14 protein-coding genes are annotated in these 19,060 nt (G+C 50.6%); 13 read left to right on the top strand and 1 reads right to left on the bottom strand.

Translation table 11 applies throughout. The features are described 5' to 3' along the window. Positions 1-52: 52 nt before the first annotated feature. The 7 genes from kdpA (at position 53) to V3C10_13600 (ending at position 10,544) form a co-directional block, all read left to right on the top strand. The gene (gene kdpA, locus V3C10_13630; protein ID WVP60356.1) at positions 53-1,765 is read left to right on the top strand and encodes a potassium-transporting ATPase subunit KdpA; all 1,713 of its coding nucleotides are present in this window, start codon (positions 53-55) and stop codon (positions 1,763-1,765) included. A 49-nt stretch (positions 1,766-1,814) separates the two neighbouring features. Then, positions 1,815-3,899 carry a potassium-transporting ATPase subunit KdpB gene (kdpB, locus tag V3C10_13625; GenBank protein ID WVP60355.1) on the top strand — a complete coding sequence of 695 codons (2,085 nt, stop codon included), beginning with the start codon at positions 1,815-1,817 and terminating at the stop codon, positions 3,897-3,899. A gap of 60 nt (positions 3,900-3,959) precedes the next feature. Further along, positions 3,960-4,592 carry a K(+)-transporting ATPase subunit C gene (gene kdpC, locus V3C10_13620; GenBank protein ID WVP60354.1) on the top strand — a complete coding sequence of 211 codons (633 nt, stop codon included), beginning with the start codon at positions 3,960-3,962 and terminating at the stop codon, positions 4,590-4,592. Between the two features lie 125 nt (positions 4,593-4,717). Beyond that, positions 4,718-6,058 carry an MATE family efflux transporter gene (locus tag V3C10_13615; GenBank protein WVP60353.1) on the top strand — a complete coding sequence of 447 codons (1,341 nt, stop codon included), beginning with the start codon at positions 4,718-4,720 and terminating at the stop codon, positions 6,056-6,058. 314 nt (positions 6,059-6,372) lie between these two features. Beyond that, positions 6,373-9,063, top strand: coding sequence for a sensor histidine kinase KdpD (locus V3C10_13610; protein WVP60352.1), 2,691 nt, complete (start codon positions 6,373-6,375; stop codon positions 9,061-9,063). After that, entirely contained in the window at positions 9,056-9,751 is a 696-nt protein-coding gene (locus tag V3C10_13605) for a response regulator transcription factor (GenBank protein ID WVP60351.1), read from the top strand. The genes V3C10_13610 and V3C10_13605 overlap by 8 nt, the downstream gene beginning before the upstream one ends. A gap of 10 nt (positions 9,752-9,761) precedes the next feature. Further along, positions 9,762-10,544, top strand: coding sequence for a class I SAM-dependent methyltransferase (locus V3C10_13600; protein ID WVP60350.1), 783 nt, complete (start codon positions 9,762-9,764; stop codon positions 10,542-10,544). A 267-nt stretch (positions 10,545-10,811) separates the two neighbouring features. On the opposite strand, the gene V3C10_13595 is transcribed toward V3C10_13600, so the two are convergent. Beyond that, positions 10,812-10,982 (bottom strand): helix-turn-helix transcriptional regulator, encoded by a 171-nt coding sequence (locus tag V3C10_13595; GenBank protein WVP64629.1) that lies wholly within the window; start codon positions 10,980-10,982, stop codon positions 10,812-10,814. A 364-nt stretch (positions 10,983-11,346) separates the two neighbouring features. Here V3C10_13595 and V3C10_13590 point away from each other — a divergent pair, with 364 nt between their 5' ends. From V3C10_13590 to V3C10_13565, 6 genes are all read left to right on the top strand, one after another. Continuing rightward, positions 11,347-12,795, top strand: coding sequence for a tetratricopeptide repeat protein (locus tag V3C10_13590; GenBank protein WVP60349.1), 1,449 nt, complete (start codon positions 11,347-11,349; stop codon positions 12,793-12,795). After that, positions 12,792-14,066, top strand: coding sequence for a hypothetical protein (locus V3C10_13585; protein WVP60348.1), 1,275 nt, complete (start codon positions 12,792-12,794; stop codon positions 14,064-14,066). Before V3C10_13590 ends, V3C10_13585 begins: the two co-directional genes overlap by 4 nt. Before the next feature lie 86 nt (positions 14,067-14,152). Further along, complete coding sequence (locus tag V3C10_13580; GenBank protein WVP60347.1) at positions 14,153-14,542, top strand: PH domain-containing protein; 390 nt, start codon at positions 14,153-14,155, stop codon at positions 14,540-14,542. A gap of 323 nt (positions 14,543-14,865) precedes the next feature. Beyond that, entirely contained in the window at positions 14,866-15,645 is a 780-nt protein-coding gene (locus V3C10_13575; GenBank protein ID WVP60346.1) for a ZIP family metal transporter, read from the top strand. Positions 15,646-15,770: 125 nt separating this feature from the next. After that, the gene (locus V3C10_13570; protein WVP60345.1) at positions 15,771-16,859 is read left to right on the top strand and encodes a glycosyltransferase family 2 protein; all 1,089 of its coding nucleotides are present in this window, start codon (positions 15,771-15,773) and stop codon (positions 16,857-16,859) included. Between the two features lie 248 nt (positions 16,860-17,107). Beyond that, positions 17,108-19,027, top strand: coding sequence for a DNA gyrase subunit B (locus V3C10_13565; GenBank protein WVP60344.1), 1,920 nt, complete (start codon positions 17,108-17,110; stop codon positions 19,025-19,027). Positions 19,028-19,060 lie beyond the last annotated feature (33 nt).

The raw sequence follows: 19,060 nt of genomic DNA, 5'->3' as shown, positions 1-19,060 counted from the left end.
CTCGTATATCCCGAAAAACTTTAATACGGAAGTGTGACAGGAGGAAATGAAAATGTTTCAGATAATAATGACACTGCTCCTATATATGGCGCTTGTGGTTCCGGTTGGAATTTACCTGTACCATGTTGCGACAAAGCAGAGGACGTTTGCAGATCCCGTTTTTGACAGAGTTGACAACCTGATTTACAGGATCTGCGGGCTTGGCAGGGAAGAAATGAGCTGGCAGGTCTATGCGCTTAACCTGCTCATGACAAATGCGGTCATGATAGCGGCCGGCTATCTGATATTAAGGCTCCAGGGAATTCTGTTCCTGAATCCGAACGGGATAGACGGGATGGAGGCGACACTGTCCTACAACACGATCATATCATTTATGACCAATACGAACCTGCAGCATTATTCCGGGGAATCCGGTCTGTCTTATTTAAGCCAGATGGCCGTGATTGTCTTTATGATGTTTACGTCGGCGGCCACGGGTTACGCGGCATGCATGGCCTTCTGCCGGGGCATGTCGGGAAGGCCGATGGGCAATTTCTATGAGGATATGGTAAGAAATACAACGAGAATTTTAATTCCCATCTCATTTATCGTGGGAATGCTCTTAATCTGGCAGGGAACGCCGCAGAATTTCCAGTCCAATTTTACGGTGCAGACGCTGGAAGGCAAATGGCAGGATATCGCCACCGGTCCCATCGCGGCCCTTGAATCTATCAAACATGTTGGGACGAACGGAGGCGGTTTCCTGGGCGCCAATTCATCGACGCCGCTCGAAAATCCGACGATTATCACCAATCTCTGTGAGCTTTACTCCATGATGATCCTGCCGGGAGCCTGCGTCATTGCCTTTGGAAATATGATTGCGGACAGACGGAAAAATGATGGGAAAAAGATTTTCTTTGGAAGCCAGGGAAGGACGGTTTTCGCCGCTATGGCAATCATCTTCGTCATCGGGCTTACGCTCTGCTACAGGGCGGAACTGGCCGGTAACCCGGTGCTTCAAAGTGTGGGCCTCGATCAGAGCCTCGGCTCCTACGAGGGAAAAGAGGTGCGGTTCGGCATAGCCCAGTCGGCCCTGTTTACCACGACGACGACCTCGTTTACCACCGGTACGGTCAACAATATGCACGACAGCCTGACACCGTTGGGCGGCCTGGTGCCCCTGTTACATATGATGTTAAACTGTGTGTTCGGAGGCAAGGGGGTGGGCCTGATGAACATGGTGATGTACGTGATATTAGCGGTCTTTATCTGCGGACTGATGATAGGACGCACGCCGGAATATCTGGGTAAGAAGATTGAAGGAAGGGAAATGAAACTGGTGGCGGTCTGCCTCATTATCCATCCGCTCCTGATTCTCGGTTTTTCGGCTTTGGCCGTATCGACGGCGGGAGGACTGGCGGGGATCACCAATCCGGGATTTCACGGACTGTCCCAGGTGCTTTACGAGTACAGCTCCTCGGCGGCGAATAACGGTTCCGGGTTTGAGGGACTTTCGGACAATTCCGTTTTCTGGAATGTTACGACAGGGCTTGCGATGTATTTTGGCCGATTTCCGGCAATCATCCTGCAGCTTGCAATTGCCGGAAGTATCCTTGCAAAACGCAGAGTCAACGAAACGGTCGGGACGCTCAGGACGGATAATGCGGTATTTACAATGATTCTCGTATTTATCGTGTATATATTTGCGGCGCTTACATTCTTCCCGGCGCTTGCGCTGGGCCCCATTGCGGAGCATCTGACAATATGGTTTCCGGGACTCATGTAAATTTCATACATTGTCATACACAGGAACTTAGATTAGGAGGCAGGATTTGATGTCGAAAGTAAAACAGCAGACTACAAAATTCATTACAAAAGAGATATTAAAAAGCTCGGTCGCAGGAGCATTTCAAAAGCTGGATCCCAGGTATATGATGAAAAACCCGGTCATGTTTGTGGTGGAAACGGGATTTCTCATAACGCTTTTACTGTGTTTTATGCCCAACCTCTTCGGGGATGTGGCTCATTCCGGAGGACTTTCCGCGGGAACGCTCCGAATTTACAACGTATTCGTAACGCTGATTCTTTTCATCACCGTATTATTTGCCAACTTTGCGGAATCGGTGGCCGAGGGGCGCGGTAAGGCCCAGGCGGAAACGCTTAAAAAGACAAAGAAGGACACCACCGCCCACCTCATTCTGCCGGACGGTTCCGAGAGGAATGTTTCTGCCTCGGAGCTTAAAAAGGGCGATGTGGTGATGGTGAGGATGAACGAACTGATCCCCAACGACGGCGAAGTGATAGAGGGGATTGCCTCGGTGGATGAATCGGCGATAACCGGTGAGTCGGCCCCCGTCACCCGCGAATCGGGAGGGGATTTTTCTTCCGTTACCGGCGGCACGACCGTGGTTTCGGACTGGCTTAAAATAAGGATTGCTGCGGAGCCGGGAGAGTCCTTTCTGGATAAGATGATTTCCCTGGTAGAAGGGGCGTCCAGGCAGAAAACGCCGAATGAGATGGCTCTCAATACACTTTTAGTCGGTCTTACAATCATTTTCCTGTTTGTCATCGTGGCCCTCTATCCTTTCGCCGTTTACTCTGGGGTCCACATTCCGGTGGCTACCTTGATTGCACTGATGGTGTGTCTGATTCCCACCACGATCGGCGGCCTTTTGTCGGCCATCGGCATTGCGGGTATGGACCGTGTGACGCGTTTTAACGTCATTGCCATGTCGGGCAAGGCGGTGGAGGCCTGCGGCGACGTGGACACGATGATTCTTGATAAAACGGGAACAATCACCTTTGGAAACAGGCTTGCAGCCGATTTCTACCCGGTCTCGGGTGTTTCCAAACAGGAACTGATGGACTTCTCCGTTCTGGCCTCCCTGGAGGACGATACGCCGGAGGGGAAATCCATCGTGGAACTGGGGCGGAAGATGGGTGCTAAGACGGACAAAAATAACGGTGAAAAGATGAACTTCATCGAATTTACCGCCCAGACGAAAATGTCGGGCGTGGATTTAGAGAACGGCGTGAAACTGAGAAAGGGAGCGGGCGAGGCCGTCAGGGAGTTTGTAACAGACAGGGGAGGCGCGGTGCCGCCGGATCTGGGTGGAATCGTGGAGAGTATATCGAAACTGGGAGGTACGCCTCTGACGGTCTGCGTGGACAACCGGATTTACGGAGTGATTTATTTGAAAGACACAGTGAAGCCGGGGCTGGTGGAGCGGTTTGCCAGACTCAGGGAGATTGGAATCAAAACGATTATGTGTACCGGTGATAATCCGCTGACGGCGGCGACAATCGCAAGGGAGGCCGGAGTGGACGGTTTTATCGCGGAGTGTAAGCCGGAAGACAAGATTACCGAGATCAAAAAAGAACAGGCCCAGGGTAAAATTGTGGCAATGACGGGAGACGGCACCAATGACGCGCCGGCCCTGGCCCAGGCGGATGTGGGAATTGCCATGAACTCCGGCACCCAGGCGGCCAAAGAGGCGGCCAACATGGTGGACCTGGATTCCGATCCGACCAAGATTCTGGAGGTGGTGGAGATTGGAAAACAGCTTCTGATTACCCGGGGCTCGCTTACCACATTTTCAATTGCGAACGACATTGCCAAGTATTTTGCCATCATTCCGGCCATGTTCCAGCTTGTGATTCCCCAGATGAATATGCTGAACATCATGAAGCTGACAACGCCTTACAGCGCCATCCTATCGGCTCTTATCTTTAATGCCATCGTCATTCCGGGGCTGATTCCCATCGCGATGCGGGGCGTGAAATATAAACCGATGCGCTCGGAGAAAATGCTTCTGAAGAACATGGGTATCTATGGAATCGGAGGCGTGGCGGTGCCGTTTATCGGTATCAAGCTGATTGATATGATAGTGGCTCCGCTGCTTGCCATATTGGGATTATAGTTATTGTTCACAGCGCAATGCGGTGTGAACAGTAACGGATTATAACAGGAGGAGACAAATATGAAATTATTTTTTACCTATTTAAGAAAAGCGGTGGTATGTACAATCGTACTGGGGGCGCTCTGCACGGTTGTTTATCCGGCGGCCCTGACCCTGGCAGGCCAGGCCATGTTCCCGGTTCAGGCAAACGGCAGCCTGATTAAGGCCGTCATCGGCGGTGAGGAGCGCACGGTCGGCTCAAAGTATGTGGGGCAGCAGTTTGAAGAACCCTGGTTTTTTCACGGCCGTATTTCTTCCGTCGGCTATAACTGTTACACAACAGAGGAAAAGGAGGACAAAAGCTACGGCGGAGTTGCCTCCGGGTCGTTCAACTATGGAAATTCCAATCCCGATTTAAAAACACGGGTGGAGGCGGATCTGGAAACGTTTATGGAGTCCCATCCCGGTGTCGGACAGGAGGACATTCCCGCAGACCTCTTGACGGCCTCCGGGTCCGGTCTGGATCCCCACATTACGGTCCAGGGCGCAAAGGTGCAGGTGGGAGCGGTTTCGAAAGCATCGGGCCTTTCGGAGGAAGAGCTGTATCAGATTATCGAAAACAACACCGAGGAAAAGGTCCTGGGGATATTCGGAGAGGAGAAAGTAAACGTGCTGGGGTGTAATCTGGAAATAGCGGAGAGGATGGGAAAATAAGGGCAGGGCCGATGTGAATTTCCATTCTGTTTATGACCTATTTCTTTTCGATGATATCTAATTGACACACGGTGCGGCGGAGGATATAATTGTCATCGCATTCGAATGGGAAAGAAGGTCTTGCGATGACTCGGGATATGACGGAAGGGAATATTACGAAACACCTGTTACTGTATTCGGTGCCGCTTATATTCAGTGATTTGTTACAGCAGCTTTATCACACGGTGGATTCCGTTGTGGTGGGGCAGTTTAAGGGGAAAGAGGCGCTGGCGGCGATTGGGGCGGCCGGGCCGATTATGAATATTCTGATTTTTATGATTGCCGGAATCACGATGGGAGCTTCTATATTGATGGCGGAGTATTTTGGCGCTAAGAATTATAAGAGGCTCAGGGAAGAGCTGTCAACCTCACTTGGCGCCGGACTGATTCTGACCGTTGTACTGACGGTGCTGTTTTTCGCCGGAAGTGATTTTTTCATACGGCTCACGCGGACTCCGGTGGAAATTTCCGCTTTGGCGGCAAGGTATCTGAGGGTGATTTCCGGTGGACTTATCTTTACGTTTCTTTATAATATCCTGGCGGCGGCCCTTCGGGCGACCGGGGATTCGAAAACTTCGCTCTATGTTTTGATATTCAGCACAGCAATTAATATTTTACTGGATGTCTATTTTGTCAGGAACCTTCAGATGGGAGTTCTGGGGGCGGCCTATGCCACCGTGATTTCGGAGGCGGTTTCATCGGCGGTGCTGCTTATTTATATCTACAGGAAAGTGCCTGCCCTGTGCCTGAAACCTTCGGAAATACGGATTGATCTCCCGCTTTTGAAAAGCACCGTGAATTACAGCTCGGTTTCGGCGCTTCAGCAGACCATGCTTTATCTTGGCCGCTTACTGGTTCAGTCGGGGGTCAATACCCTGGGAGTGGATGCCATTGCAGCCTTTAACGCAGCATCCATCATAGACAGCTATGTGCTGGCGCCCGGGAGCAGTTTTGCTTCGTCGGTAACCACTTTTTCGGCCCAGAACAAGGGCGGCAGGAAATACGACCGCATTCCGAAGGCATTTAAGATTACAATGGTGATAGCCGTCACCTATACGGTTTTTGTCACATTTGCCATTCTGTTTGCCGGACGGCCGCTGTTTGAGATTTTCCTGAAACCCAGCGAGACGAATGCCATTGCAATCGGTCTTGCCTATCTGCGCCCGATGGCCTGTTTTTATTTTATGGCGGGTATCACATACAGTTTCCAGGGATATTTCAGGGGCATCGGAAAGTTGAAATTTACGCTTATGGGTACCCTAATCCAGATGCCGATCCGGATTATACTGACCTACAGCCTGATTGCGGATATCGGTTTGAAATCGGTTGCCGTAGGAACGACATTAGGATGGACCTGCATGATTATTTTTGACATCTATGTATATAAAAAGTATGGAAGTTCCTTCGGACAGGTTCAGCAGAAGTAAGGAGAGCGGAGGAAGGGACGGCGAGAGAGAATGAATCCCTCCGGTGGATATAGGATCCCCGGAGGGATTTTTTGATAAATAGGAAATTACGTCCTATGTATCAAAAAACGCTCCGCGAAGATGCGTATGCCGCGCAGAGGTACATAGTTGCTGAAGCTGCGGCGAGGGGAGTAAATCTTAATGCAATCTTAATACCATCCGCTTATTTCCTTATACGTCTTTTAAAAATAGTCTGATATACTGTAACCGATTAGGATGAAAAATTGAATGGAAAGAAACCGTTACGGTATACGCTCACAGACAGAGGTGATTTTATGGAAGAGACTAGAAGCAGCCCCGAGGAGTTTTTACGCCGAATTAAGAATGAAGAAGAGGCAAAGAGCAGAGGCTGCCTGAAAATATTTTTTGGATATGCAGCAGGGGTGGGCAAAACATATGCGATGTTACAGGCCGCCCATGAGGCGAAGCGGCGCGGCATTGATGTGGCGGCCGGTTACGTGGAACCACATGCCCGCCCTCAGACCGCCCGGCTGCTAAACGGGCTGGAGCTTCTGCCCGCCAGAGAAATCCGTCACGGCGGTATTACGCTGCAGGAGTTTGACCTGGACGCGGCCATAGCGAGAAAACCGCAGCTGATTCTGGTGGATGAGCTGGCGCATACCAATGCGGAGGGCTGCCGCCACCGGAAGCGGTACCAGGATGTGAGAGAACTGCTCAATAACGGCATCGACGTCTATACGACAATCAATGTCCAGCATATTGAGAGCCTCAATGACCTCGTCGCCTCCATCACGGGTATTACGGTAAGGGAGAGAATCCCGGATTCTGTATTTGACAATGCGGAGCAGGTGGAGCTTGTGGATATTGAGCCGGGGGAACTGATTGAACGCCTGAAGGATGGCAAGATTTACCGGAAAGAGCAGGCCGAAAAGGCGCTGGGAAATTTCTTTTCGGTGGAAAATCTCGTTGCCCTGAGGGAAATTGCGCTGCGCAGATGCGCGGACCGTGTCAACCGGATGTCGGAGCAGGCGGGCGGGAGGGTGAACCGGAGCCTTGCCGACGAGCATATCCTGGTATGCCTGTCGGGTTCGCCGACGAATGCGAAAATTATCCGCACCGCGGCCAGGATGGCGGCGGCGTTTAAGGGAAGTTTCACGGCCGTGTTCGTGGAAACGCCGGATTTTGCATCCTCCTCCGATGAAAATAAGGAGAGGCTCAGGCAGAACGCCCGCCTTGCGGAGCAGCTCGGGGCGGCGATTGAAACTGTATACGGGGAGGACATCGCTTTTCAGATATCCGAATTTGCCCGCCTGTCCGGCGTATCGAAAATTGTACTCGGCAGAAGCAGCACGCGCCGCAGCTTTTTACTGGGGCCGCCGCCGCTGACCGAGAGAATTACCAGGATGGCCCCTAATCTGGACATCTATATTATTCCGGATCAGATTGCCCTGTCTTACCGGGCGAGGCATCATTTTTCAAAGAAGCAGAAGTTTTCCATGGGGGAGTTTGCAAAGAGCCTCCTGGTGCTGGCGGCCGCTACGGCAGTCAGTTATCTGTTTGATCTGCTTCAGTTCAGCGAGGCCAATATTATAACCATCTATATTCTCGGCGTGCTGGTGACCGCGGTTGTCACATCACACCGCCTGTACAGTTTGATAAGCTCCGTGATCAGCGTCCTGCTTTTTAACTTTCTGTTCACGGCGCCCAGGTTTACACTTAACGCCTATGATCCGAAGTATCTTGCCACCTTTCCGATTATGTTTATAGCGGCATTTCTGACCAGTTCCCTGGCGGTAAAGATTCAGCGTCAGGCGCGCCAGGCTGCCGAGACGGCTTACAGGACCAAGGTGCTGTTTGACACAAACCGGGCGCTCGGCAATGAAAAAGATCTGACCGGGATGATTTCCGTGACATGCAACCAGTTGACAAAGCTGCTGGACCGGGATATTCTGTTCTATAGAATCCGGAATGGTGGTCTGGCCGACCCGCAGCTCTTTGCCGTCCACAGTGAAACCTCTCTGTCAGCCTATACCGATGAAAATGAGCGGGCAGTGGCCGCCTGGGTTTTCCACAATAATAAGCGTGCGGGCGCGACAACCGGAACACTGGGCAGTGCCAGGTGCCTCTATCTGTCCGTGCGGATGTTGCAGGAGATATTCGGAGTCGTGGGAATCGCAATAGACGGGGAACCCCTCGACGCGTTTGAGAACAGTATCATGCTTTCAATCCTGGGGGAATGTGCCCTGGCGCTTAAGAATGATAAAGTGTCAAAGGAGAGGGAGGCCGCCGCGCTGATGGCAAAGAATGAACAGCTTCGGGCTAATCTGCTGCGCTCCATTTCCCATGATCTGAGGACGCCCCTGACCTCGATATCCGGAAATGCGGGAATTCTGCTTTCCAGTGAGGACTGCATTGACAGGGAAAAACGGCTCAGGCTCTACGAGGATATCTATGACGATTCCCTCTGGCTGATTAATCTGGTGGAAAACCTGCTGTCGGTTACAAGAATCGAGGACGGGACAATGAAACTGCGGCTGACGGCAGAGCTTCTCGATGAGATTATTGCGGAGGCCCTGCGCCATACGGACCGGAGGCGGAGCGAACACAATATCCGGGTCGTATCGGATGATTCCCTCCTGCTTGTGAGGGCGGATGCGAGGCTGATTATGCAGGTGATTATCAATCTGGTGGACAATGCCATCAAATATACGCCCCGCGGTTCGCAGGTCACGGTCGAAACAAAGAAAGTGGGTGAAGCCGCGGTCGTGACCGTGGCGGATACGGGAGACGGCATCTCAGGAGAGGTTAAAGAACATATCTTTGATATGTTTTACACCGCGGGAACCAGGGTGGCCGACAGCCGACGCAGCCTTGGCCTCGGCCTGGCTCTCTGCAAATCAATTATTACGGCGCACGGAGGGACGATTACGGTCACGGACAATGTGCCCCATGGAGCTGTCTTTACATTTACTTTACCACTTGAGGAGGTAACCCTGCATGAATAAACCGTTAATTTTGGTAGTGGAAGACGATGCTGCCGTCAGAAATCTCATCACCACAACGCTGGAGACCCATAAGTACCGGTTTCGGACCGCTGCGACGGGGGAGACGGCCATAACCGAGGCGGTTTCCTATAATCCCGACGTGGTTTTGCTGGATTTGGGACTTCCCGATATGGATGGGATTGATATTATACACAAGATTCGTTCCTGGGCCAGGACGCCCATCATCGTGCTCAGCGCCAGAAGCGAGGATACGGATAAAATTGATGCCCTGGACGCGGGAGCGGACGACTATCTGACAAAGCCGTTTTCCGTGGAAGAGCTGCTGGCCCGTCTGCGCGTCACCTTCCGCAGGCTGAACGACGCGGGAAACGGTTCGGCGCCGGTTTCTGTCTTCACAAACGGTGACATGGAAATTAATTATGCGGCGGGAACCGTTACCCTGAAAAAGGAGGAGCTTCATCTGACTCCGATTGAATATAAGCTGCTCTGCCTGCTGGCGAAAAATGTGGGCAAGGTTCTGACGCATACCTATATTACAAAAGAAATATGGGGAAGCGCCTGGGATAACGATGTGGCATCGCTGAGAGTTTTTATGGCGACTCTGAGAAAGAAGATTGAGGCGGATCCGTCCAATCCCCAGTATATTCAGACGCATATCGGGGTGGGGTACAGGATGTTGAAAGTCTAGGGGGAGAGTCATGGAGTTAAGCAGCGGGCTTCAATGGACATTTGATTCGGAAGCCGAAAAGTATGAAAAAATGCGTCCGGGATACATTCCGGAGTTGTATGAGGATATCTGGCAGTACATTCCAGTCGAACGGTCGAGCCGTGTTGTGGAAATTGGAATTGGCGGAGGGCAGGCGACCTTGCCGGTGCTGATGAAAGGATGCAAAGTGACCGCTGTGGAATGCGGCGGGAATTTGGCGGAGCTGTGCCGTCTTAAATTCAGGGAATTTCCTGAATTTTCGGTGGTAACGTCTAAATTTGAAGAATTTAAGTGTGAAAGTAATTCCTGCGATCTTGTATACTGCGCATCCGCATTTCACTGGATCCCGGAAGAGACGGGATATGAGAAGGTCTATGATATACTGAGAAGCGGCGGTGCCTTCGCCCGGTTTGCCAACCATCCATACATAGAGAAAGGCAGGGGAGGACTCGGGGAAACGCTCCAACAAATCTATTCAGTATACATGCCTGGTTCCTTAAGCCCTGACAAGTACCGGGAGGAAGATGCCTGGAGGCTTGCGGAGACGGCGCGAAAATATGGATTTGACGATATAAGCTGTCGGCTCTATCACAGGACAAGGGTTTTTACGGCAGAAGAATACACTGCCCTTCTCGGCACGTATTCCGACCATATTGCGATTGAAGAACAGAAAAGAAGAAAATTCTTTTCTGAAATAGAACAGGCCATTCAGCATTCGGGCGGCCAAATCACCCTATTTGATACAATTGATTTAGAGCTTGCCCGGAAGCCCTGAGAGGAAAAGAAAATGTGCTCAGCTTACCGCCTTAAATTTAAACGGCATAGCCAATTTTGGCTATGCCTCAAAGTGCAATACGCCATACGTATCCGGGCTTGCCCGATTACCTGATTAGCGCTCAAAGGGGGGAAACTGTATCAGGCGGGACTGGGTAAAGGGTACAGAGTATTGCCGGGACTGTTGATTCATTGACACAGTTATCTTGCCATCATTGGTATCATAAGGAAGATCACTTTTATAAAATCTGTTTTCATTCGTATCTCTTTAATAGTTTAAATCAAATATTTCGGTCACATCCATACGCAACCCTTTAGCAATTGATATCATCGTATTCTGGGTTGGAGAAGTGTCCCCGATCGCAATCTTGTTAAGCGTCGTATGCGATATGCCGGTCATTCGTTCAAGTTGTCGGTAAGTCAAATTTCTCTTGTCCATAATTACCTGTAGTTGGTTCCGTATTTTCACTGTCAAACCTCTTTTTCATGTATCTTTTTTAAGGCGCGCGCTTGTCTTATAACGATAGTATAGCATGAAGTCTGTCAGGAATGTTTTACATTATTTGATAAAGTTCGGTAACATTCGACAAACCGGGAGGGCTTTCCTTTATGCAGCGGGCGCACCAACACCTTTGTTACTGTTCACACCCCAGCTAAAAGCGGCTGTGCTGCGAACAATAACACACACCTTACCTTGTCCGCCGGCTAAAACAGCGCCCCTCTTGAAAAATCCCCCCTGATTCAGTATAATGAACTCATATTGCCGCATCAACGAAACCCAGCGGATACGGAGGCCGCATAACATGGATCAGACTTTTTTACGCCAGCTTAATGAATGGAATCAAAATGAAGAATATCAGAAAATTATAGACTTTATAGAGGCTCTTCCCGAGAAAGAGCAGACCCCGGTCCTGATCAGTGAGCTGGCCTGTGCCTGCAATAACCTGGCCGGTGAGGGAGACAGCGGACTTTTTAAGAAGGCGGTCCGCCTGCTGGAATCGGTCGAGGAAGAACTCGGCGCGGATCACAGATGGAATTTCCGCATGGGCTATGCATGCTACTACTTAAACCGGGATAAGAAGGCCAAATACTACTTTGAAAAGGCTTTGGAGGCTTGCCCGAATGATGCGGATACGATAAACTTTATTGAAGAATGTGAGCGGAACCTTACAATTCCCATCTCCATGAAACCCTTCCGTCAGCGAGTGAAGGAGGGCTGGGATTCGTTTCTTGAAGGGGAAGCCAAACTTCGTGAGATGATGAAGCGCAGGGAACATGGAGAGAAAGTGGCCGGTATGTGCGCCGAGCTGCTTTCCCCGGCTTTTGAAAATATCTGCTTTGAGATGGGATTTAACGGAGAAAAATGCGAACTGTTCCTGACGCCGGATGGAGAACGGTCACGCCTTATTAAGCTCGTTTATTTTAAAGAACATGCGCCGGAAAAATTATTTGAGAACTGGAATATCGGGATTGGAAGACAGCCGTCAAAGGGCTTTGAACTGAGAATGTACGGGCAGGGAGTCAGCACGGAGGACGCGCTGGTCTGGATCGAGGAACTGGATGATAAGCAGATAGGACTTTCCATTTTCTGTGAAAAACTGCTTCCGCTTTTAAAGGAAAATGAAAACCAGGCGTATTCGATGATGGCGATTCTTCTGGATCAGGCAATTGGAGAAATACCAGCAGTCCGCTATATCGGATATCTGGATTTAATCGGGGAACCAGAAGAAGGCGATCCAATCCGGCTGGATCATCTGAAGGAGTACATAGACGGCCGGGGCGACGTCACGGCCGAGGAGCTGTGCGGCTGGTATACGTGTTACACGATGGAGCCAAGTGAGAAAGAGGAATGGTTCCTGAGGGAAGACATCTTTGCAGGAGTCACTACCTGCCCCGAAGTGGTAAGTGGTTATTTCAGCGGTGACGACAGAATTATGGAAGATTTCCATCAGGACGGAGCGGTTCCTGGATTTTTCTTCTATCCCTTAGAGAAAAATGAGCGGAGCAAAGCCCTGGCCCTGCGGGACAGCATAGAGAAAGAGATTGCGGACAAAGCAGGGGATGCCGTGACATTCACCGGAGGCGCTACGGGTACGGAATATGGATACCTGGATTTTGTGGCCTGGGATTTACGGCAGGTTTTAGATGCAGCGGCGGCCGTATTCAGCAGACGAAAGATGGAAGCGGCATTCCACTCATTCCGGAGGGATGTGAGCGGAGTGGGCCTGAGCAGGAAGGGGGACGGAAGATGAGTATTGGACTGACCTTTACTGCCAGGGCGGGAAAAAAAGAGCTTCTTATCAATGAGATAAAGGAACTGGCCGAGAACAGCGGATATGGGCTGGCAGTGAACGATGGCTGGCTGAGAGTTTCGTTCTGTCCCATGGGAGAACTGACGGTGGAGTGGAAGAAAGAAAGCGGCATGATGGGCCGGTGGCTTATCTCGGGCGAATGCTGTTCCACACCGTCGGGAGCCGGATTCCATGCGGCGGCGGTCCGTTTTCTGGATGAACTGGAGAAAAAAGCGCTTAAAAACCTGGAGGTGTCGGATGATACGGAGTACTATGGACACCGTGATTTCGGGCGCATGAAGAGAGAACATTTTTATCCCTGGCTCAATGCGCTGAAAAGACACTGCGCGGAGCGCGGCGGTGAGTACAGCAATTTCTGCCTCTGCTGGGACTTGGAGCAGTATCAGCCGGAAGAGATAAAGGGCAGCGTTATCACGCCGATGGGCCGTTTTGATGTAAAGAAAATGACGGAACAGGTGGAGGTGCATGGCATCGGCTGGCTGGCAGAACGATTTTTTATATGGGATACGGAGGAAAAAGACGCCCTGTATTACCGCAACTGCGCCATTCATTTCCTGTGGGAAGACTGTTACTTCGTCCCATCCGAAAGAAGTGAAGAGGACAGGGCGTGTAATGAAAGGATTCTCGACTGTCTTGAAAGAGCGGCCGAACTGGATCCCAGCATTCCCCTGCCCCTGTCTTCCTACCGTGAAATCTGCGGCCTGGCCGGTAGAAAACCTGTCATCGGGGACGATGCAGAGGAGATGGAGACGGACTTTCCAATCGGATACCGCAAAGGGACGGTGACGCATGCCTTCGGTGATCTGCGTATTACTCTGCCCGGGAACTGCCTGTATGAGTGGGAGGAGTATGAAGACAGGGAAGGCTGCAGCATGTGGTGGAATCCGGGAACGGATGAGCCCGTGTGGCGCGTCAGCGGTTTTAAAAGGAGAGAGGGAAAGGCGGAATTTTCCGAGCGCAGCCTTGAACGGGATATGGAGGAATTTGATATTCCCGGCGGACGGGTCCGCATCGGCTGGAATGAGGAAGAGGAGGACGGACAGCCGTTATTCCAGATGGTCTGTGAGGCCGTTTCCGGTCCATCCCTGTTTCTTATAACGGCTGCTTTTATCAGAGTTGAAGAAAAAGAAGAGATTTATGCCCTGATGAGAAAATTAAAAGCAGTGGAGCATAACGAAGAAGTAAATCATACGGAAAGCTATAACCAATAGAATAGAGAATAGAGAATAGAGAACTGCGGCCTCCAAAGCCGGATTCGGGCAATCGGCGGCAGGAAACAGCATGAAAGGTGAGAAAAATGGAAAAAGAAATTTTATGGTCTGACAGAAAGAGACTCTGGTGCGGTTTACCCTGGACATTTACCGTATACAGCATGTCCGAGGACAGACTTTTTATAAAAAGAGGTATTTTTAATCTGAGGGAGGATGAGGTGCGCCTCTACCGCATAAAGGATTTGGGGCTTGAGAGAAGCCTGCTGCAGCGGATGTTCGGCCTGGGAACCATCCGTATTGTTTCCAGTGATTCAAGCCTCGGGAACTTTGAACTGATCAATGTGAAGAACAGTTCCGATGTCAAGGAGCAGTTATCAAGTCTTGTGGAGGAGGAGAGACAGAGAAAGAAAGTTTCCTCCAGGGAGTTTATCAGCTTTGAACAGGATGAGGAGGACGACGGACTCGATACCGAATAAAAGAGGACCGGAACCTCCGGAATTTCATAAAAAATATGTAAAAGCCCCGCGGGAGACATAAACCACGGGGCTTTTTTTTCTGGGTGGCACGCGAGAAAATGTCTTGCGGGATACATCCATGTGAACAGTAACGGAGGACTTTTGGTGCCTGTTGAGAAAAATAATACTAGTAAACGTTATCATTATCTGCTATAATGGCTTTAAATACAGAAATGTCCGGATTACAAAAGATAACTATGGGAGTCCTGCATAGTGATAAATTAGTTACTGTTCTGCTTATAGCCGGGGAGAACGGCAGCATAAAATTATAGGAGGATAAACAGATGAATATACTTACTGGAATACTGATCCCTTTTATCGGCACTACGGCGGGGGCGGCCTGCGTGTTCTTTTTAAAAGATCAGATAAAACCCGTTATACAGAAAACACTGCTGGGATTTGCCTCCGGCGTTATGGTTGCCGCCTCGGTGTGGTCGCTTTTAATACCGGCCATGGATCTGTCGGAAGGGATGGGAAAACTGGCATTTATTCCGTCGGCGGTCGGTTTCCTGTTCGGAATCGTATTTCTGCTTCTGATGGATAAACTGATTCCCCATCTGCATTTGAACAGCGATGAACCGGAGGGCACAAAGAGCAGTCTGAAAAAGACGACGATGCTGGTGCTCGCGGTGACGCTTCACAATATACCGGAGGGAATGGCGGTCGGCGTGGTATTTGCCGGACTGCTGGCCGAGAACAGCGGCATCACGATGGCGGGCGCCATGGCTCTGTCCATCGGTATTGCGATACAGAACTTCCCGGAGGGGGCGATCATTTCGCTGCCCCTCAAATCCGAGGGTGGCAGCAGCCGTGGAAAGGCATTTTTCCTTGGAATGCTGTCGGGGATTGTAGAACCGGTGGGAGCGGTCCTGACCATCGCTATGTACCGTTTCATTGTGCCGGTGCTTCCTTATCTGCTGGCGTTTGCAGCAGGAGCCATGATTTACGTTGTGGTGGAGGAACTGATACCGGAATCGGCCGAGGGGGAACATTCCAACATGGGAACCATCGGATTCGCGGCCGGTTTTGTGATTATGATGATTCTGGACGTGGCGCTGGGATAAAACATGCCCCGGGATTTCCGCAAAAAAAGGTGAAATCACGCAGGGAAACACATCCTGTATGAACGGTAACATCAGATCCGTTCCTGCATCATAAAGTAGAGTAAAGAAAGAACCGGAGGACTGTCATGGCAACAGTCAGTCTCTGTATGATAGTAAAGAATGAGGAGAAGGTGCTGGGACGCTGCCTCGACTGTGCAAAGGAGATAGCAGACGAGATTATCATCGTAGATACGGGATCAAGCGACAGTACAAAGGAGATAGCATCAAAATACACCGATCAGATTTATGATTACGAATGGAAGGACGACTTCGCATCCGCAAGGAATTTTGCGTTTTCAAAAGCATCCATGGATTACTGCATGTGGCTGGATGCGGATGATGTGATTCAGGAGAGCGAACAAAAGAAAATAAATGAACTGAAGAAACAACTGACGCCGGCAGATTCCGCTGTCATGATGAAGTATGTAACTGCTTTTGACGACAGGGGAAAACCGGCGTTTTTATTTGACCGGGAACGACTTCTCAGGAGAGAGGACGGATATCTTTGGAGCGGCCGTGTGCATGAGGCGATCACGGTCAGGGGAAAAGTCATTTACTCCGATGCAATGATAGAGCATCATTCTATAAAGAAAGAATATAGTGACAGAAACCTGAAAATCTACGAAAAAATGATAGAGGAAGGGGAGGAGCTGGAGCCGCGCCACCAATTCTACTATGGACGGGAGCTGTATTACCATGGGAGAAATGAGGACGCGGCCGGAGTATTCGAGCAGTTTCTGGAAAACGGGGAAGGAGAGGCTTGGCTTGAAAATCTGGTGGACGCCTGCCGGTTCTGCGCCCTGTGCCTTTATGGCCTGGGAAGGGGGGAGGAAGCTCTTAAAAAACTTTTCCATACTTTTTCCCTCGATGTCCCCAGGCCCCAGATTTGCTGTGACATCGGAAAACACTTCCTGGATGCAGGACGTTACAAGCAGTCGGAGTACTGGTACCGTCAGGCCATGCAGACATCCTATGAACCCCTTCCGGGAGCCTTCGTGGAACCGGAGTACCGCGAGTTTGTGCCCGCCATCCAACTGGCCGTCTGCCTGGACCGCCAGGGTAAATACGTGGAAGCCGCAAGATACAACGATTTGGCCGCCTACTACAAACCCGATTCGGAAGCAGTGAAACAGAACAGAATATACTTTGAGGGAAAAACAGCCGGAAAACAGTAAGAATCATTTTTTCATACACCACGTCCCGACTTCGGGTATCGTCCGGGGATTTACCGGCGTGAAGGCGGGGCGTGTGTAAATCGCCGTATAACCTAGGAAATACCTTAATAAGGAAAACATCCGCCTGGCCATGCTGTATGCGATAAACGAATGGTAGCCCGCCCCCTCATTTCTCAGCTAAGAAACTTGCCAAACCCATTTTTTTATGTAATAATAAGACAGATTAATACCAGATCTGGAGGAATATCATGGCAAAAACACAGTATGATGCGGACAGTATTACCGTCCTGGAAGGCCTGGAGGCGGTCCGCAAACGCCCCGGTATGTATATTGGAGGTGTCGGAACAAAGGGCCTGAATCATTTAATATACGAGATCGTGGACAACTCGGTGGATGAGCATCTGGCCGGGGAGTGTAACGATATTTGGGTCACTCTGGAGGCGGACGGCTCCTGTACCGTGCGCGACAACGGCAGGGGAATCCCGGTGGAGATGCACAAAAAGGGAGTTTCAGCGGAAAGAATCGTACTCTCCACCCTCCATGCGGGCGGAAAATTCGATAATAATGCATATAAAACAAGCGGCGGTCTTCACGGAGTCGGTTCTTCCGTGGTGAACGCCCTTTCCGAGCATATGGATGTAAAGGTGTACAAGAACGGATGCATTCACCATGATGCTTATGAGCGGGGCATTCCTGTTGTAAAACTGGAGAATGGCCTGCTTCCCGTTATCGGAAAGACAAGGGAGACAGGAACCAGGATTAACTTTAAACCTGACGGTGAAATCTTTGAAAAGACGCGTTTCAAAGCGGACTGGCTGAAAAGCCGTCTTCACGAGACCGCGTATCTGAATCCCAAATTATCAATTCACTATGAGAATAAAAGAGCAGGGGAAGCGGAGAAAATCACTTACAGCGAGCCGGAAGGCATCCTGGCTTACGTAAAAGAGTTAAACAGCACGAAATCACCGGTCCACGAACCTTTCTATTTTAAAGGGATGTCGGAGAACATTGAGGTGGAGGTGGCATTCCAGTTCGTGGATACATTTGAGGAAAATGTGCTGGGATTCTGCAACAACATTTTCACTCAGGAAGGCGGAACCCACCTGGTGGGATTCAAAACACGTTTTACTACGATGATCAACAGTTATGCCAGGGAACTGGGGATTCTGAAGGATAAGGATTCCAATTTTACAGGCGCAGACACGAGAAACGGCATGACGGCCGTCATTGCAGTCAAGCATCCGGACCCGATTTTCGAGGGACAGACAAAGACAAAGCTGGCCAGCGCCGACTGTACGAAGGCCGTATTCAATGTGACGGGGGAAGAGCTGCAGTTATATTTCGACCGCAATCTGGAGGTGCTGAAGGCAATCATCGCCTGTGCGGAGAAGTCCGCCAGGATCAGGAAGGCGGAGGAAAAGGCCAAGACCAACATGCTGACAAAGTCCAAATTTTCCTTTGACAGCAACGGTAAGCTGGCAAACTGCGAGAGCCGCGATGCAGAGAAATGTGAAATTTTCATTGTCGAGGGAGATTCGGCCGGCGGCTCGGCCAAAATGGGCAGAAACCGCCAGTATCAGGCAATCCTTCCCATCCGCGGAAAGATCCTGAATGTGGAGAAGGCCACAATGGACAAGGTTCTGGCCAATGCCGAGATCAAGACGATGATCAACACCTTTGGCTGTGGATTTTCGGAAGGATATGGTAATGATTTCGATATCAGCAAGCTCCGTTACAACAAGATTATCCTGATGACGGATGCCGATGTGGACGGCAGCCATATCGACACGCTGCTTCTTACTTTCCTTTACCGATTCATGCCGGATCTCATCAACGACGGCCACGTCTATATCGCCATGCCGCCTCTGTTTAAAGTGATCCCGAAGAAGGGGGAGGAGGAATACCTCTACGACGAGAAGGCGCTGGAGCGTTACAGAAAGAAGCACGGGGGCGATTTTACCCTGCAGCGTTACAAAGGTCTCGGTGAGATGGACGCGGAGCAGCTCTGGGAAACGACGTTAAATCCGGAGACCAGAATCTTAAAGCGTGTTGAGATAGAAGATGCCAGGATGGCGTCCGAGATTACGGAGATGCTGATGGGAAGCGAGGTTCCTCCAAGGCGGCAGTTTATCTATGAGCATGCCGATGAGGCGGAAATCGACGCATAAACGGGGGACTTTGGCGGGTGTGCAGCGAATCAG

The sequence above is a fragment of the [Clostridium] symbiosum genome, from assembly GCA_036419695.1.
GTDB lineage: Bacteria > Bacillota > Clostridia > Lachnospirales > Lachnospiraceae > Otoolea > Otoolea symbiosa_A.
Note: the sequence above shows the minus strand (reverse complement) of the source record. Positions and strands in the feature narration are given on the sequence as shown.

Coding starts and splice junctions, on each gene's coding strand:
- kdpA (WVP60356.1), top strand. CDS start 53: ATGTTTCAGATAATAATGACACTGCTCCTATATATGGCGCTTGTGGTT.
- kdpB (WVP60355.1), top strand. CDS start 1,815: ATGTCGAAAGTAAAACAGCAGACTACAAAATTCATTACAAAAGAGATA.
- kdpC (WVP60354.1), top strand. CDS start 3,960: ATGAAATTATTTTTTACCTATTTAAGAAAAGCGGTGGTATGTACAATC.
- V3C10_13615 (WVP60353.1), top strand. CDS start 4,718: ATGACTCGGGATATGACGGAAGGGAATATTACGAAACACCTGTTACTG.
- V3C10_13610 (WVP60352.1), top strand. CDS start 6,373: ATGGAAGAGACTAGAAGCAGCCCCGAGGAGTTTTTACGCCGAATTAAG.
- V3C10_13605 (WVP60351.1), top strand. CDS start 9,056: ATGAATAAACCGTTAATTTTGGTAGTGGAAGACGATGCTGCCGTCAGA.
- V3C10_13600 (WVP60350.1), top strand. CDS start 9,762: ATGGAGTTAAGCAGCGGGCTTCAATGGACATTTGATTCGGAAGCCGAA.
- V3C10_13595 (WVP64629.1), bottom strand. CDS start 10,982: ATGGACAAGAGAAATTTGACTTACCGACAACTTGAACGAATGACCGGC.
- V3C10_13590 (WVP60349.1), top strand. CDS start 11,347: ATGGATCAGACTTTTTTACGCCAGCTTAATGAATGGAATCAAAATGAA.
- V3C10_13585 (WVP60348.1), top strand. CDS start 12,792: ATGAGTATTGGACTGACCTTTACTGCCAGGGCGGGAAAAAAAGAGCTT.
- V3C10_13580 (WVP60347.1), top strand. CDS start 14,153: ATGGAAAAAGAAATTTTATGGTCTGACAGAAAGAGACTCTGGTGCGGT.
- V3C10_13575 (WVP60346.1), top strand. CDS start 14,866: ATGAATATACTTACTGGAATACTGATCCCTTTTATCGGCACTACGGCG.
- V3C10_13570 (WVP60345.1), top strand. CDS start 15,771: ATGGCAACAGTCAGTCTCTGTATGATAGTAAAGAATGAGGAGAAGGTG.
- V3C10_13565 (WVP60344.1), top strand. CDS start 17,108: ATGGCAAAAACACAGTATGATGCGGACAGTATTACCGTCCTGGAAGGC.